The 14,593-nt window shown below is 72.4% G+C and carries 14 protein-coding genes; 8 read left to right on the plus strand and 6 right to left on the minus strand.

Translation table 11 applies throughout. The annotated features are described in order from the left end of the window. Positions 1 to 97: 97 nt before the first annotated feature. Positions 98 to 2,989, minus strand: coding sequence for a helix-turn-helix transcriptional regulator (locus HUT19_RS35575; RefSeq protein WP_176187690.1), 2,892 nt, complete (start codon positions 2,987 to 2,989; stop codon positions 98 to 100). Between the two features lie 110 nt (positions 2,990 to 3,099). Here HUT19_RS35575 and HUT19_RS35580 point away from each other — a divergent pair, with 110 nt between their 5' ends. After that, the gene (locus HUT19_RS35580; protein ID WP_176184572.1) at positions 3,100 to 3,996 is read left to right on the plus strand and encodes an MBL fold metallo-hydrolase; all 897 of its coding nucleotides are present in this window, start codon (positions 3,100 to 3,102) and stop codon (positions 3,994 to 3,996) included. Further along, a complete protein-coding gene (locus HUT19_RS35585) occupies positions 3,987 to 5,114 on the plus strand; it encodes a carboxylesterase/lipase family protein (RefSeq protein WP_176184574.1) in 1,128 nt (375 codons plus the stop codon). Before HUT19_RS35580 ends, HUT19_RS35585 begins: the two co-directional genes overlap by 10 nt. Before the next feature lie 207 nt (positions 5,115 to 5,321). Here HUT19_RS35585 and HUT19_RS35590 read toward each other — a convergent pair whose 3' ends face one another. Then, positions 5,322 to 6,311, minus strand: a complete 990-nt coding sequence (locus tag HUT19_RS35590; protein ID WP_176184576.1) for a Gfo/Idh/MocA family protein — start codon at positions 6,309 to 6,311, stop codon at positions 5,322 to 5,324. A gap of 228 nt (positions 6,312 to 6,539) precedes the next feature. After that, positions 6,540 to 7,088 (minus strand): TetR/AcrR family transcriptional regulator, encoded by a 549-nt coding sequence (locus HUT19_RS35595; protein ID WP_176184578.1) that lies wholly within the window; start codon positions 7,086 to 7,088, stop codon positions 6,540 to 6,542. A 164-nt stretch (positions 7,089 to 7,252) separates the two neighbouring features. On the opposite strand from HUT19_RS35595, the gene HUT19_RS35600 reads away from it, so the two are divergent. Then, complete coding sequence (locus HUT19_RS35600; RefSeq protein ID WP_176184580.1) at positions 7,253 to 7,534, plus strand: antibiotic biosynthesis monooxygenase; 282 nt, start codon at positions 7,253 to 7,255, stop codon at positions 7,532 to 7,534. Positions 7,535 to 7,664: 130 nt separating this feature from the next. Here HUT19_RS35600 and HUT19_RS35605 read toward each other — a convergent pair whose 3' ends face one another. Further along, on the minus strand, positions 7,665 to 9,014 hold the full coding sequence (locus HUT19_RS35605) for an MFS transporter (RefSeq protein ID WP_176184582.1): 1,350 nt from the start codon (positions 9,012 to 9,014) through the stop codon (positions 7,665 to 7,667). Between the two features lie 424 nt (positions 9,015 to 9,438). On the opposite strand from HUT19_RS35605, the gene HUT19_RS35610 reads away from it, so the two are divergent. Continuing rightward, positions 9,439 to 10,365, plus strand: a complete 927-nt coding sequence (locus tag HUT19_RS35610) for an SDR family oxidoreductase (RefSeq protein ID WP_176184584.1) — start codon at positions 9,439 to 9,441, stop codon at positions 10,363 to 10,365. 64 nt (positions 10,366 to 10,429) lie between these two features. Here the strand turns inward: HUT19_RS35610 and HUT19_RS35615 are convergent, their stop codons facing one another. Beyond that, positions 10,430 to 11,311, minus strand: coding sequence for a fructosamine kinase family protein (locus tag HUT19_RS35615; protein WP_176184586.1), 882 nt, complete (start codon positions 11,309 to 11,311; stop codon positions 10,430 to 10,432). Continuing rightward, positions 11,308 to 11,769 (minus strand): low molecular weight protein-tyrosine-phosphatase, encoded by a 462-nt coding sequence (locus tag HUT19_RS35620; protein WP_176187692.1) that lies wholly within the window; start codon positions 11,767 to 11,769, stop codon positions 11,308 to 11,310. The genes HUT19_RS35615 and HUT19_RS35620 overlap by 4 nt, the downstream gene beginning before the upstream one ends. A 159-nt stretch (positions 11,770 to 11,928) precedes the next feature. Between HUT19_RS35620 and HUT19_RS35625 the strand changes: the two genes are divergently transcribed. The 4 genes from HUT19_RS35625 (at position 11,929) to HUT19_RS35640 (ending at position 14,560) form a co-directional block, all read left to right on the plus strand. Beyond that, on the plus strand, positions 11,929 to 12,780 hold the full coding sequence (locus HUT19_RS35625) for a trans-aconitate 2-methyltransferase (RefSeq protein WP_176184588.1): 852 nt from the start codon (positions 11,929 to 11,931) through the stop codon (positions 12,778 to 12,780). Further along, positions 12,777 to 12,935, plus strand: a complete 159-nt coding sequence (locus HUT19_RS35630) for a hypothetical protein (RefSeq protein ID WP_176184590.1) — start codon at positions 12,777 to 12,779, stop codon at positions 12,933 to 12,935. The genes HUT19_RS35625 and HUT19_RS35630 overlap by 4 nt, the downstream gene beginning before the upstream one ends. A gap of 419 nt (positions 12,936 to 13,354) precedes the next feature. Continuing rightward, a complete protein-coding gene (locus tag HUT19_RS35635) occupies positions 13,355 to 13,972 on the plus strand; it encodes a hypothetical protein (protein WP_254885961.1) in 618 nt (205 codons plus the stop codon). A gap of 171 nt (positions 13,973 to 14,143) precedes the next feature. Further along, positions 14,144 to 14,560, plus strand: a complete 417-nt coding sequence (locus HUT19_RS35640; protein ID WP_176184592.1) for a hypothetical protein — start codon at positions 14,144 to 14,146, stop codon at positions 14,558 to 14,560. Positions 14,561 to 14,593: the final 33 nt, after the last annotated feature.

Consider the following 14,593-nt stretch of genomic DNA (forward strand, 5'->3'; position numbering starts at 1 on the left):
GCCTGGTGGGAGGGAGAGCGGGTCGCGGCGGAACCCTTACGCGGGTACGAGCCCCGATGTTCTGTGATGCGCGTCACATGCGATGAGGGCGTGGTCGCTACACCCGGTCGGTCACCCGGCCGGACGACGCCTTGAGCAGATCGCGGAGCTGGGAGCGGGCGGTGACGCCCAGCTTGGGGAAGCTGCGGTAGAGGTGTGAGCCGACGGTGCGCGGTGAGAGGAAGAGACGTTCGCCGATCTCACGGTTGCTCAGCCCCTGCGCTGCCAACCGGATGATGTGCTGCTGCTGCGGGGTCAGGGAGTTCAGCGCGTCCGGGGCGGCGGGGGCGGAGTCGACGCCGGCGGCGCGGAGTTCGGCCTGCGTACGGTCGATCCAGGGGCGGGCGCCGAGACGGCGGAACGATTCCAGCGCGGTGCTCAGCCGGGCGCGGGCCTCGGTGATGCGATGGCGGCGGCGCAGCCATTCGGCGTGGTCCAGCAGGATCTGCGCGCGTTCGAAGGGCCACTGGACGCCCGCGGGGTCGGCGAGCGCGGCGTCGAAGTGCGGTTCGGCCCGCGACGGTTCGAGCAGCGCCTGGGCGCGGTGGAGGAGGATTTGCAGCCGCGGGGACGGATCACCGGCGAGCCGTTTGGCGATACGTGCCACGACGGCGGTGGCCTCGGTGCCGTTGCCGGTGCGTACGGCCGCGGCCGCGAGTTCGGCGAGCCCGGCGAGGGAGCACGCGTAGTGGACGGGGTCGCCGTCGGCGGTGAACAGCAGCCGGAACTGTTCGTACGCGCTCACCTGGTCGCCGTCGGCCACTGCTGCCATGCCCAGCGCCCAGCGGGCCCGTACGGCGACCGCACGGCTGCGGTCCGGGTCGATGAGGGACAGCGCGGTCCCGGCACCGCTACGGGCCTCGCTGGTCTGCCCGGTGAGCGCAAGGACGGCGGCGTCCAGCGACCGTACGGCGGCGTCGAGATGCGGGAGCCCGGCACCGGCGGACGCGGTGTTCGCGGCGGCGAGCCGGGCCTGCGCCCAGAGTCCGTGGTCCAGATACGCCCACCCCGCCGAACAGCCCAGCCCGGTGGGCAGCGCACCGCGCAGACGCCAGCGGTGGAGCGCGTCGTCGAAGATCCGTACCGCGAGCGCGGTCTCGTCGAGCAGCCACGCCATGGCGCCCAGCGAGGTGAGGAGGGAGGGGTCGTCGCCCGCCCGCTCCACCAGCGCCGGAATCGCCGCCACCCGCTCCGACCTGTGCTCGGTGGGGTCGGTCACGGTGAGGGTCCACGGATCGTCCTGCGCCTGCGCCCGTACCGCGAGCCGGTGTTCCTCGTCGCCGGAGTAGAAACCGGCCACGGACGCGGTGGCGATCGCGACCCGGCGCAGACCCGGCGCTTCCGCCGCTCGCAGCAGCGAGGAGAGTGCGGTGGTGTGCTCGGCGGTCAGGGTGAGCACCTGTCCGATCCGCAGCGATGCCTCCGCCACGAGTGCCGGGTCATCCGTGAGCGCCCCGGCCCGCGCGGCGAGTTGACGCACCCAGCGGGGCTGCCCGGTGGAGGCCGCCGCGCCGGCGGCGCCCACCAGGCGGCGGGCGCGGTCGTGTCCGTCGGGGCTCAGTTCGGCGGCGCGTTCCAGCGTGGTGGCGGCCGCGGTGTAGCCACCGCGTTCCCGGGCCCTGGCCGCGGACTCCTCCAGCGCGGCGGCGATCTCCTCGTCGGGCCCCTCCGCGGCGGCGGCCAGGTGCCAGGCGCGGCGGTCGGGTTCAGCGGTGAGCGAGGCGGCGAGGTGGCGGTGGGCCTGCCGCCGGGCGGCCAGCGGTACGGAGTGGTAGATGGCGGACCTGATGAGCGGATGCCGGAAACGGGCGCGTGGGCCGTTGCCCCCGCCGCCGGTGATCCTCAGCAGCCCGGCGGCCTCGGCCGGGGCCAGATCCTCGATCCGGCCCGCCACCGCCCGGTCGTCCGCCGCGACCAGGAGCAGCGCCTGCCGGGTGGTGTCGGGCAGGGCGTCGAGGTCGGCTGCGAAGACCCGCATCAGCCGGTCGGTGGGCGGCAGCAGCTCTTCGTCGGCGGTGTCCGTGCCGCAGGCGCCGTACGCGCGGGCCAGTTCGACCAGGGCCAGGGGGTTTCCGGCGGCCTGGTCGAGGATGCGCGACCGGCGGCTGCCGCTGGGCGGATGCGGCTGCCGGTCCAGCAGGAGACCCGCGGCGGTGGCGTCCAGCGGGCCCAGCGGAAGGGTGGGAAAGCCGGAGAACGGTGCGGGGGCCCCGGACCCGCCGCCCCGTGTGCCGTGGACCGGTGTGCCGCCTGGTGCGTCCCCGCCCGCTGTGCCGCCTGGCATGCCGTCGCCTGTGAGGTCCCTCGCACCGGCGAGTACGGCGAGGGGTTCGTCGTCGATGCGGCGGGCGACGAAGGCCAGCGTCTCCAGTGAGCCGGTGTCGATCCACTGCACATCGTCGACGATCACGAGGAGGGGTGAGCGACGGGCGAGGTCGGAGAGCAGGGCGAGGAGCGCAACGCCGAGCAGCAGGCGTCCGGGCGGGCGGGGTATGGCCGGCCGCCCGTCGATACGGGTGAGGCCGGGGTGCGCGAGGCCCGCGTCGGCCGGGCTCGCGTCCCCTGCGCCCACGTCTCCCCGGCGTGCGCCGTCCGGACCCGCGTTCCTCGGTACCGCGCCCGCTGGGTCCGCGGCCCCTGGGCGGACGTCACCCAGGCCCGCGTCGCCCGGATCGCCGTCCCCCAGACCCATCGCACCCAGCAGCGCCGACCGCTGCCGCGCGGGCAGCCGGGCCGTCTCGCCCAGAACCGGCCGCAGCAACTGGTGCAGCCCCGCGAACGGCAGATCCGCCTCGCTCTCGCTGCCCGTCATCCGCAGCACCCGGCCCCCGTGCCGGTCCGCCGCGAGCGCGAGCAGCGTGCTCTTGCCCGCGCCCGGTTCTCCCGTCACGATCAGCACACCGCTGGTCAGCCCGAGCACGGCCGCGCTCTCCCTCTCCCGCCCGACCATGGTCACCATCCGACTGTATCCCGCACCGTGAGCCACGATGTCCGACTGCGTCCCACGGTGCAGTCAGGTGACTGATACCGCTGTCGCCGACCGTCGCACAGGCTGGGGGCATGGATACCATCACCTTGGGAAATACCGAGATCACCCGCGTCGTCGAGCTGCCCACGAAGGGCCTCGCGCGCGACTTCGTCTTCCCCGACGTGGCCATGGAGCACTGGCGCGCGAACGAGAACTGGCTGGCCCCCGAATTCCTCGACGCGGTCGCCGACGAGATCCGCACCATGATCCAGACCTGGCTGATCCGCAGCGAGGGCCGGACGATCCTGATCGACACCGGGGTCGGCAACGGCAGGGAGCGCCCGGCCATGCCGTTCTTCCACCAGCTGAACACCGACTACCTGAGCGGGCTGGCCGCAGCCGGGGTTCGCCCCGAGGACGTGGACACGGTGATCTGCACCCATCTGCACGGGGACCACGTCGGCTGGAACACCTCCCTGACGGACGGCGAATGGCGGCCGACCTTCCCCAACGCCGAGTACGTGTTCCCGCGCGCCGACTTCGACTACTGGAACCCGGTGAACGGACACCGGACCCGTTCGGGGCCCAAGATGGCCAACGTCTTCGAGGACAGTGTCGCCCCCGTCCACCAGGCCGGACAGACCGTGCTGTGGGAGGGGGACCACCACGACGTCGGCGCCGAGCTGCGGATCGAGCCCGCCCCCGGCCATACGCCCGGTTCCTCGGTCGTATGGCTGCGGTCCGGTACGGACAGGGCGGTATTCGTGGGCGATCTGCTGCACAGCCCCTTGCAGATCGTCGAGCCCGACTGCTGCCCCTGCTTCGACGAGGACGAGACGGGGGCTCGGGCCTCCCGGCGCCGGGTGCTGGAGGAAGCCGCCGACCGGGGAGCCCTGCTGTTCCCCGCGCACTTCCCCGGCCCGGGCGCGGCCGAAGTGCGGCGCGACGGCGACCGGTTCGCGGTGAAGGAGTGGGCGGCATGGCGGTGAAGGCGTTCCACAACATCCCGTACGCGGCCGCCCCGACCGGCGCCGCCCGGTTCGCCGCCCCGGTCCCCGTGGACGGCACACCCGGCGCCGACGGACCGGGGCCGACCGCCCCGGCGCCCGCGCGGCGGTTCGCGCTCGATCTGAGCCCTGTCGTAGGGCCGGGCTGGGTACGCGGCGAGAACTATCTGACCCTCAACGCCTGGACACCGCGCACCGACGGCAGCGCACCGGTGATGGTGTTCGTGCACGGCGGAGGCTTCGTCTCCGGCACCGGCCGGGCGCCGCTGTACGACGGGACGTCCTTCGCCCGCGACGGGGTGGTGCTGGTCACCCTCAACTACCGCCTGGGCGCGCCCGGTTGGATCGATCTGCCGGGCGCGCCGCGCAACCGGGGCCTGCTGGATGTGATCGCCGCGCTGCGATGGGTGCGGGAGCACATCGCGGAGTACGGCGGGGACCCGGGCCGTGTCACGGTGTTCGGGCAGTCGGCGGGCGCGATGATCGTCAGCGCGCTGCTGGTGACGCCCGAGGCGGCCGGGCTGTTCCACCGTGCGATCAGCCAGAGCGGTGGTCTGCACACCCTGACCGGCGAGGAGGCGGCGGAGACCACCCGGGCCCTGGCCGACCGGCTGGGCGTTCCGCCGACGGCCGAGGCGTTCGCGGACATCCCCGACGAACGCCTGGTGTCCGCGCTGGCCGAAGTGCCGGGGAGCGGAGCGCGGCTGTCCCCGCTGGGGGTGGTGCTGGACGACGCGGGACCGGCGCTTCCGGCGGATGTACTGGTGGGCACCAACACCCAGGAGTCCCGGCTCTACCAGCGGCCGGAACACACCGCGGCCATCGACGCGCTCTTCCGCGGCGCCCGGGAGCGGCTGGCGGCCCGGTACGACGGGGCGTTCGTCTACGACTTCGACTGGCGTGGAGGCCCGCTCGGCGCCTGCCACACCGCGGAACTCCCGTTCGTGTTCGACAACACCGCCCTGCCCGCCCTCCGTACGGCGAACGGCCTCCTGGGCCCGGACATCCCGCCCGCGCTCGCTGCGGAGATGCACGGGGCGTGGGTGCGGTTCGCGGCGACGGGAGATCCCGGCTGGTCGGGTACGCACACCTTCCGTTAGGTGGCGTCACCTCCCCACCACGCTCCTCGAGATCGACGTCGGTGTCTTCCGTGCGCCGGACACGCCGGACACGGAAGACGGAGAGGCGCGGAGCGCGCGTACGGAGGCGGCCGCCGAGCTGATGAAGACGCACTGACCGGCGCGTCCGGAGAACGGGCCGATATCGGAGTGTGGGGGTGGGCTGGGTGAGGGGAACCGGTGCCGGGGTCACTCCCCGGGGAAGAGGTTGCCCACGGTCCGGCGGATCTCGTCCAGCGTCCGCATGATGCGCAGCGTCTCGTCAAGTGGCATCAGATCGGACTCCGGACGGCCTTCGGAGACACATCGCGCCACCTCCGCGGCCTCGAAGCACAGCCCGCCGTGGAGCCGGGCCGGGGTGAAGACGTCCAGCACGGTGTTCTCCCGGCCGATGAGACGAACCGAGGTGGGCGCGTAGAAGTCGCCGTCGAGTTCAAGGCGGGCCAGGGTGCCCGAAATGGACGCCGTGGTGGGTGTGCGTGCGAAGAGCGTGGTGTTCAGCATGGCGTGGGCCCCGGTGTCGTTGGTGACGACCACGGACACCTGGCCGTCGACACCGGTGAAGGCACTGGTGCCGACGACGGACACCGTGGCGAACTCGCCGAGCACCATCGACGCGAAGGACACCGGATAGACACCCAGGTCGAGGAGGGCGCCACCGGCCAGCTCCGGCGCGTACAGCCGGTGGGCCGCGTCCGGCACCATGTACTGCCCGTGATCGGCGACAATCGTCCGCACCTCACCGAGGACACCGGAGTCGAGCACCTGCCGGACCACGTCGATATGTGGCAGGAAGCGCGTCCACATCGCCTCCATGAGGAAGACACCCCGCTGCCGCGCCGCGGCGATCAGCTGCTCCGCCTCCTCCGCGTTGCGGGTGAACGCCTTCTCCACCAGGACGTGCCTGCCCGCCTCGATGGCGCGCAGCGCGTGGATGAAGTGCGCGGAGTGCGGCGACGCGACGTAGACGACATCGACGCGAGGGTCGCGGAGAAGCTCGTCGTAACTGCCGTAGGCGTTCGGTACGTCAAATCGGGAGGCGAAGGCGCGGGCGCGCTCGATGGTGCGTGATGCCACCGCGACAATGCGCTGTGCCGTGTAGGTGTGCACCGCATCGGCGAATGAGGACGCGATACCGCCGGGTGCGACCACACCCCAGTTGAGACGGGGGACTTTCATCGGGTCCGGGGTGCTCGGCGGGGGCAGGGATCGGTCGCGCGATTCATCGCGGCCCTGTCCACCGGTCGTGAGAAGACTCGTCACCGGACCCGCCCTCCTGACGTATGGGAAATCGCCGGTGATCCCCTGTCCGTGCGCGCTCTCCGACCGGCGGAGTTCACCCAATCCGATGTCTCCTCGCTTGCGCAAGCCCCTTACTCGCGCAGGCCCCTTGAACGGTCGGGCCGATCAGGTCCTGATCAGCTTGACCGCGAGTTCGTAGACCTCTTCGCGGGTGCGGCCGCCGTGGTCGGCGGCCAGGAAGTGATTGCCGACCACGAGCGAGAAGGAGAGCATGCAGCGCGCCTCGACCTCGTCCTCGTCGCTGTAGCGCTCACGGAACAGTGAGCGCAGATACTCCATGCGCCGGTTGTCGACGCGCCGCAGCCGGTGCGCGACGGCCCGGTCCCGCCGTGCCCAGTCGCGGACCGCGAGGTCGATCGCCAGCAGCCGGTCGTCGGAGGCCAGCGCGCCCGCCGTCCGCATCCTGGCCTCGGCATCACCGCCCTCGCGCTCGACCCGCGCCGGCAGATCGTCGACGCTTTCGCGCTCCCAGGTGTCGAGCATTTCCTCCAGCAGGGCGTTCCGGTCGGCGAAGTAGCCGTAGAAGCCGCCCTTGGTGACCCCGAGGGTTTTCGCGAGGGCTTCGACGCGGACGGCGTCCGGACCGCCGTCGGCGAGTGCCCGCAGCCCGGCCTCGATCCATTTCCCGCGCGGCGTTCGGGTTTCGGCACCCATGGCTCTTCCTGCCTCTGTCCGTGGTGACTGAAGGGCGACGGACCCGCCGGGCACCGCAGCGTTCTATACGGTAGCGTATATATCGTGTCAGCGGAGACCACGGGCAGCCGCCGGTGGTCTTCGAACCCGGCTTCCTCTGCTGATATCTGCCTAAGGAGAACAGCGTGAAAGCATGTCTCGTGGCATTCCATTATCCGCGGGCACCTCACCGGGAAGAGTTCATCGCCCGCGTCCATCGCGTCGCCGAGGTGTTCCGGGCCGCTCCGGGATGTCTGTCGGCCGAATGCTGGGTGAACGACGACGCGGTGGTGTCGACGGTGCGATGCGAATCCGCGGAAGCGCTGGACTCGGCGCTTTCCGTCGTCACGGCGAAGGCGGGATCCGACATCGTTTTCGACGAGCGTGAATCGCGGCCTCGTGAGATTTTCCAGCTCATGTCGCCCTGACGGCGCGCGCCCCGCACCCGCTTCGTCGTCGAGCCGGCCGGTGATACCCGGCTCTCCGGACATCACCGATCGGCTCCTGAGGGCTGGACTCCGTGTCCCCTCGGCCCGCCACCGATCGGACCGGCAGCGATCAGAGCCCCACCGAAGGACCCGCACGCCTCACCGCGGAGCGGGGAAGCGGTGCGATACGGCCGCGCAGGGCCACCACGGTCAGCAGGGCCGGCGCCGTACCGGCCAGCGGCACCGTGAAGGCGGCGCTCGCGCCGAAGCCGTCCGCCACCTGCCCGGCCGCCGTCACCGCCGTGGCCTGCCCCAGCGCCACCGAGCCGGTCAGCCAGGTGAACGCCTCCGTGCGGGACGTGGCCGGGACCAGGGACTCGACCAGGGTGTATCCGGTGATCAGCGCCGGTGCGATGCACAGACCGACCAGCAGCCCGAGCCCGCCCAGCGCCAGTGGTGTGTGCACCGCCCACAGGACAGAGCAGGTCAGCGCCAGCGCGGCGTAGGAGACCAGCAGCCGCCGCTGCGGTGAGGTACGCCACGCGATGGCGCCGCACGCCACGCCCGCGAGCATGTTGCCCGCGGCGAAGACCCCGTACAGCACACCGTTCAGACCCGGTTGACCGACCTCCTGGGTGAAGGCCGTCAGGGCCACCTGCATACCGCCGAAGACCGAGCCGATGCCCAGGAAGGCCACGGCCAGGACCCGTACACCCGGCACCGACAGGGCCGAGGCGCGCCGCTCACGGGTCCCCGGCGTCGCCGGGTTCACGGGCGGTGCGGTACGGCGCTGCGCCGCGAAGAGCAGCCCGCCCGCCAGGGTCAGCGCGGCCTCCGCGATCAGCCCGGAGGCCGGATGCACCCCGGTGCTCAGGGCGGTCGCCAGCACCGGGCCGATGACGAACGTCAGCTCGTCCGTCACCGACTCGAACGCCGCCGCGGTGGCCGGCAGCCGACCGCGCCGTCCGCCGGGCCCGGGCCGGGACCCGTCCGGGGATCCCTCCCCGAGCGTCGCCGCCCAGCGGGCCCGCACCATGGGGCCGACCTGCGGAACGGACGCGCCCGTCGGCACCGCGGCGGCGAACAGCGCCCACAGCGGGGCGTACCCCAGCGCGAGTGCCGTCAGCAGCGTCGCGGACGCCGCGTGGATCAGCACACCCGGCACCAGGACCGCGCTCTGCCCGTACCGGTCGGCCAGCTTGCCGCCCTGCGGGGCGAAGAGCGCCATGGAGACACCGGTGACCGCCGCCACCGCACCGGCCACACCGTACGAGCCGGTGGTGTGGCGCAGCAGGAGCACGATGCTGATCGTGAGCATCGCGAACGGCTGCCGTGCGGCGAAGCCGGGCAGCAGGAACGTCCACGCGCCGGGTGTGCGCAGCAGCTGCCCGTAGCCGGGGCGCTTGACGGGTTCCGGGCGCTCGGCGGGCTCGGGGTGCCGGACGGGAGGGGTGGTGGAGACCGCGGTTGCCACGGCCATGCCCTTTCTGCCGCCTGGTAGCGCACCCGAGCGTCGTCGCGGAGTGCGCCGAGAGCTGTCCTCTCGCGCAGGACCGGGGTAGATACCGGGTCCGCGCCGAAAGGGGGCAGAAGGACCGCGGCCGCCGAGCGGTCGCGCCAGCTCTGCGTCAGGCAGAGTGGTTCGTTGCTTGCCGGTTCATGATACAGGCAATCCCGTGGTCGATCCGTGACGCCATCCGGCCACGGGCATGTCCTGGTGATGCCGCCCCGCCCTGGGGAGCTCGCCGGCCAACCCCCCTTCTCCGGTGGGATGTTCCCTCATCCCGCGTCATCCGCCGCACGGGTGGCAAGGCCGTCCGACGGCCGGGGACCACCCGGCACAAGCGGACGGAGGCGCCGCCGCACACATGCGGTGGCCATGACCGCCGTGCCACACTCGTCGGGTGAGCCGATCACTCGATCAGGACGCGCTGCGCGGACGGGTCGCCGTCGTCGCGGGAGCTACCCGGGGCGCCGGACGCGGAATCGCCGCCGCGCTGGGTGAGGCCGGTGCGACCGTCATCTGCACCGGACGCAGCAGTGTGACGGGCCCGGGCGGCTCGGACTACGACCGGCCCGAGACGATCGAGGAGACCGCCGAGCTCGTCACCCGGCTCGGCGGCACGGGGATCGCCGCCCGGACCGACCATCTGAACTCCGAGCAGGTCCGTCGGCTGGCCGAGCGCATCCGCCGCGACCACGGCGCCATCGATGTGCTGGTCAACAACATCTGGGGCGCCGAGCGGCTCAAGGGAGGGCCCGCCGACTGGAACACCCCGATCTGGGACCACCGTCTCGACGACGGTCTGCGCATCCTCCGGCTCGGCCTCGAGACACACCTCATCACCTCGCACCACCTGCTGCCGCTGCTGATCGGGAAGCCGGGCGGCCTGCTGGTCGAGGTGACCGACGGCACCGCCGCGTACAACGCCGAGCGGTACCGCATCTCGGTCTTCTACGACCTGGTGAAGACGGCGGTGAACCGGCTGGCGTTCTCCCAGGGCCATGAACTGGCACCGTACGGGGCCACCGCGGTCGCCCTGACACCCGGCTGGCTGCGTTCGGAGATGATGCTCGACAACTACGGGGTGGGGGAGGCGAACTGGCGCGAGGCGCTCGCTCCCGACCGGGGCGAGGGCCGCCCGACCGCCCCCGCGGGCTTCGCGTCCTCCGAGTCACCCCGCTATGTCGGCCGCGCCGTTGCCGCGTTGGCCGCGGACACCGGCCGGGCCAGATGGAACCAGCGGTCGGTCAGCTCCGCGCAGCTCGCCCGGGAGTACGGATTCACCGATGTCGACGGCGCCCAGCCCGATGTCTGGGGCGCAGGCTGAACCGGACCCGGTCCACGGCCCGGACCTGCACTCTGGCCCGGTCCACGACCCGCGGCCGGCCGCTTCACCCCGCCAGGGCCGCCCGGGCCACAGCGAGCGTCTGCTCGGCATAGCCACGGCCGAACAGCACCGTGTGCACCAGCAGGGGGAAGAGCTGGTGCAGTCCGACGCGGCCCCGCCAGCCGTCGGCGAGCGGCGCCGCTTCCTGATAGCCGTCCAGCACCCGGTCCAGCTGCGGACAGCCGAACAGATGGAGCATCGCCAGATCGGTCTCCCGGTGACCGCCGTGCGCGGCCGGGTCGATCAGCCAGACCTGCCCGTGGGCATCCCAGAGCACATTGCCGTTCCACAGATCGCCGTGCAGCCGGGCGGGCGGTTCGGCCGGGCCCGCCAGTTCGGGCAGCCGCTCACAGACGCGTTCCACCACGGTGGCCTCGGCGGAGCGCACCGTGCCGCCGTCGACGGCGCGGCGCAGATACGGCAGCACCCGGTGCTCGGCGTACCAGCGTGGCCAGTCGGTGCCGGGCACATTGCGCATCGGGGCGAGCCCGATGTACGCGTCCGCGGGGCCGTCGGGCGGCGGTGCGCCGAACGCGGGTGCGCCGGAGGTGTGCAGGGCGGCCAGTTCGCGGCCGAACCGGGCCGCCGCCCGGGCGCTCGGCGTCCCGCTCGGGACCCGTTCGGTGACCAGCCAGTGCCGGTCGTGGCCGTACACCGCGGGAACGCGGACCGCACCGGCGTCGGCCAGCCAGCGCAGCCCCGCCGCCTCGGCCCGTACCGCGCCGGGCTGGTCACCGCGCTTGACCATCACCACCTGCCCGTCGCCCAGCCCGACTTCGGCGAGCGCGCCCGACAGCGGACGCTCGGCGGTCACCCGGCGGCCGGTGAACCGGGCCGCCGCCGCACCCGGGCCTTCGGCGTCCCCGGACGCCGGACGGGCGGTCATGCGGGGAGGCGCTCGCGCACCCAGGCGAGCAGGCCGGGCACCGAGGCTTCGATCATGGCCAGTACCTCGTGGAATCCCTCCGGGCCGCCGTAGTACGGATCGGGTACGTCCAGGTCACGGGCGTCCGGGTCGAAGGACCGCAGCAGCCGGACCGTGGACGGATCGTCGACCAGCCGCCGCAGCGCCTTCTCGTGGCCGACGTCCATCGCCAGGAAGAGGTCGGCGTCCTCGTGCTCGGCACCGACCTGGGCCGCGATGTGCTCGACGGGGTAACCGTGCCGGGCCAGCAGCTCACCGGCCCGCTCGTCGATGGGTTCCCCGACGTGCCAGGGGCCGATACCGGCGCTGCTGACCCGTACGGCGCCGTCGAGCCCTTCCCGGCGCAGACGCTCGGCGAAGACCAGCGCGGCCGACGGTGACCGGCAGATGTTCCCGGTGCAGACGAAGCAGATGTGCACGGGCACCAGGGTACGGCCCGCCCGGTGGGGGCGGGCACCGTTCGCCACGGCAGGAACGCTCACGACAGGAAGGGCCGGAGCACCACGGCCATAATGGAGTCGGACCCGCCGTACGGCCGACGGCCACCAGGGGCGACACACGGAGGCGGTGACCGACCCATGTGCGCACACATCCGCCCCGGCGCACCGCAGCCGGGGCCCGCCAACACGGCGGGCCGCTACGGCGAGGATGTGTTCCGGCCCGAGCGGACCGGCGAGGGCGACCGGATCGATCTCGGCGCGCTCGCCTACGATGCCATCACGCTGGCCCGCCTGCGGGACCTGGGCGCCGGACCGGGGTGGCGCTGTCTCGACGCCGGCGCCGGTACCGGCACCGTCGCCCGGCGGCTGCTGAGCGAGGCCGGTGTCGACACCGTGCTCGCCGTCGACCGCGACATACGCTTCCTCGGGGCCCGCCCCGTCCCCGGGCTCCAGGTCATGGAGGCGGACATCACCTCACCGGACTTCGACCCGGGCCGGTTCCATCTGGTCCACGCCCGGTTCGTCCTGATGCATCTTTCCCCGTGGCGGCGGCTGATCGACCGACTCGCCGAACTCCTGCTCCCCGGTGGGGTGTTGGTGCTCAGCGACGCCATCGACCTGACCACCGCGACCGCGCCGGTGACGCCGTACACCACGGTCATGCGCGCCATGTGGCGGGGGCTGCACAACACCATCGGCACCGACATCTCCTGGGTGCCCGAATACCCCCAGCTGCTGCACGCCGCCGGACTCACCTCCGTCGCCGCCGAGATCCAGGTGCCCCCGCTGCTCCCGGCCGGCCCCATCAGCCGCTTCTGGGCGGAGACCTGGAACCGGGCGCGGGAGGCGATCGTGGCCACCGGACTGGTGGACGGCGCCGGGGTCGACGCGGCGATCCGGTATCTCGACTCGCCCGGCTGTGCCGCGCTCTCCGCCGGAATGATCACGGCCTGGGGCAGCAGACCCGGGCCCGAGGAGGCCACGCGATGACGGCCACCGCCCACCGCGCGGAACCGGTGCGCGTCTGGGAACTGCACACCAGCAGCGAGTTCGACACCCGCGACGCCGACATCGCCCCGACCGGCCGCCCCCTCGGCATCGGTCGTCGCCGTGGTGTCCCTCGACGACCACCGTATCTCCGGTGAACACAGCTACTGGGACCAGGCGTCGGTGCTGGCCCAGGCCGGTCTCACGCCACGGCCGGGACGACAGCAGCGCCGACTCGAGCTCCGGGCCCAGCTTTCTGTCCGCAACCAGCAGGTCCCCTCGCCCGCGCTGCTGGTGCCCCCACCGCCCCGCGCTCCACCACGTGGACGCTCAGTCCTGCGGCCGTGCGGGGTAGTACGCCGCTCCCACGGCGCCTGCTCCGATGACGAGGACGTCGGGACGGAAAGGCGTATCCGTCACGGCACCATGTCGTATACCACTGATAATGCCAGTGGTCTTGCCGGGGAATGCAGTCTTCCGGCGATCACGGGGTATGCCCTATGACGTGTGCATGGCGCGGCCTTCCGTCGTGTCCGCACACGACCTGTCACCCCCCACAGAGAAAAGGGCACCTGCCATGACGAGGACATCTGCCCGGAAGATCACCACACGGCTGCTGCTGGCCCTCGCTGGTCTGACCGCGATGGCCGTGCCGGCCACCGCGGCGCAGGGCGCCGAGCGGTTACCGCAGGACAACGCGGCGAAGGGGCACCGTGGCTGTGTGGTGGTGTACTTCGACCTCGGAGAGACGCTCATCCACACGGCCGACGACGGAAGCATCCGGTACCTGCCCGGAGCGGCCGAGCATCTGCGGGCGCTGCGGGCCCGGCACATACCCGTCGGCCTGATCACCAACGTCCCCTCGTCCTGGGGGAGCACCGACGCCGAGCGGGCGGCGGAGCTGAAGAAGGTCATCGCCGAGGACTGGACGGACTCGCGTCCGTTCGCCTGGTCCGACTTCGGCGACCGGATCCTCACTCCGCGCACGGAGGCCGAGCGCAAGCCCGCCACGGTCCTGTGGGAACGCGCCCGGAGCGCCTCCGGTGACTGCCGACTCGTCTACCAGGCCGAGACCACCGACGAGATCAAGGCGAGCAGGTCCCTCGGGTATGTGTCCTATCTGGTGGGCCGCCCCCACTGGCCGGTCTTCATGCCCGTCCAGCTGATCGCCGCGCTGGCGCATCTGCCGACCTGACGCCGGTCCGCGGCGCGTTACGGGCTCCGGTGTGTCACGGCGGCTGACACACCGGGGAGGCGCCCTTGTCCCCGAAGACGCCCTCGGATGGAACCTCGAAGGCGCTTGACGGTCGTGCCAGAGGTGTGGACGAAACCTCGGCCGGACGTCCTTCAGCGGAGGGGAAACGGAATGAGCAGCCGCAGCCCGGGGGTACGCGACGGTGAGCCCCCGCGGCAGGTGGAAAACGCCTTCCTGCACTCCCTCGGAGCCATCGCGCTCCAGCTCGTCTCCTGGGTGCTGGACGCGTTTGTCTTCGCCCCCACCGGGCTCGGCGAGACGCGGTACGAGGTGGGGCGGCGCGTGGTCAGCGCGCTCTGGCTGTTCCTCGCCGTCAGAATGCGCGCGGGGCGCAACTGGGCACGGACCGTGCTCACCGCCGCCACGGCTCTCAGCGCGCTGTTCCTCCTCAACAGTCTGAGCATGAGCGGCTATCCCTGGGACGGTCGCACCGGAGGCCAGCAGGGCGGCTCCCGGATCGGTGCCGGCGCTCTCCCCGGGAGCCGCGGGCGGAAGGGCTTGCCGGGAACATCGAGAGTTTGCGTGTGATCAGGGACAATACCGGCATGGGTGAGGCGCTCC

It is taken from the genome of Streptomyces sp. NA02950, assembly GCF_013364155.1.
GTDB lineage: Bacteria > Actinomycetota > Actinomycetes > Streptomycetales > Streptomycetaceae > Streptomyces.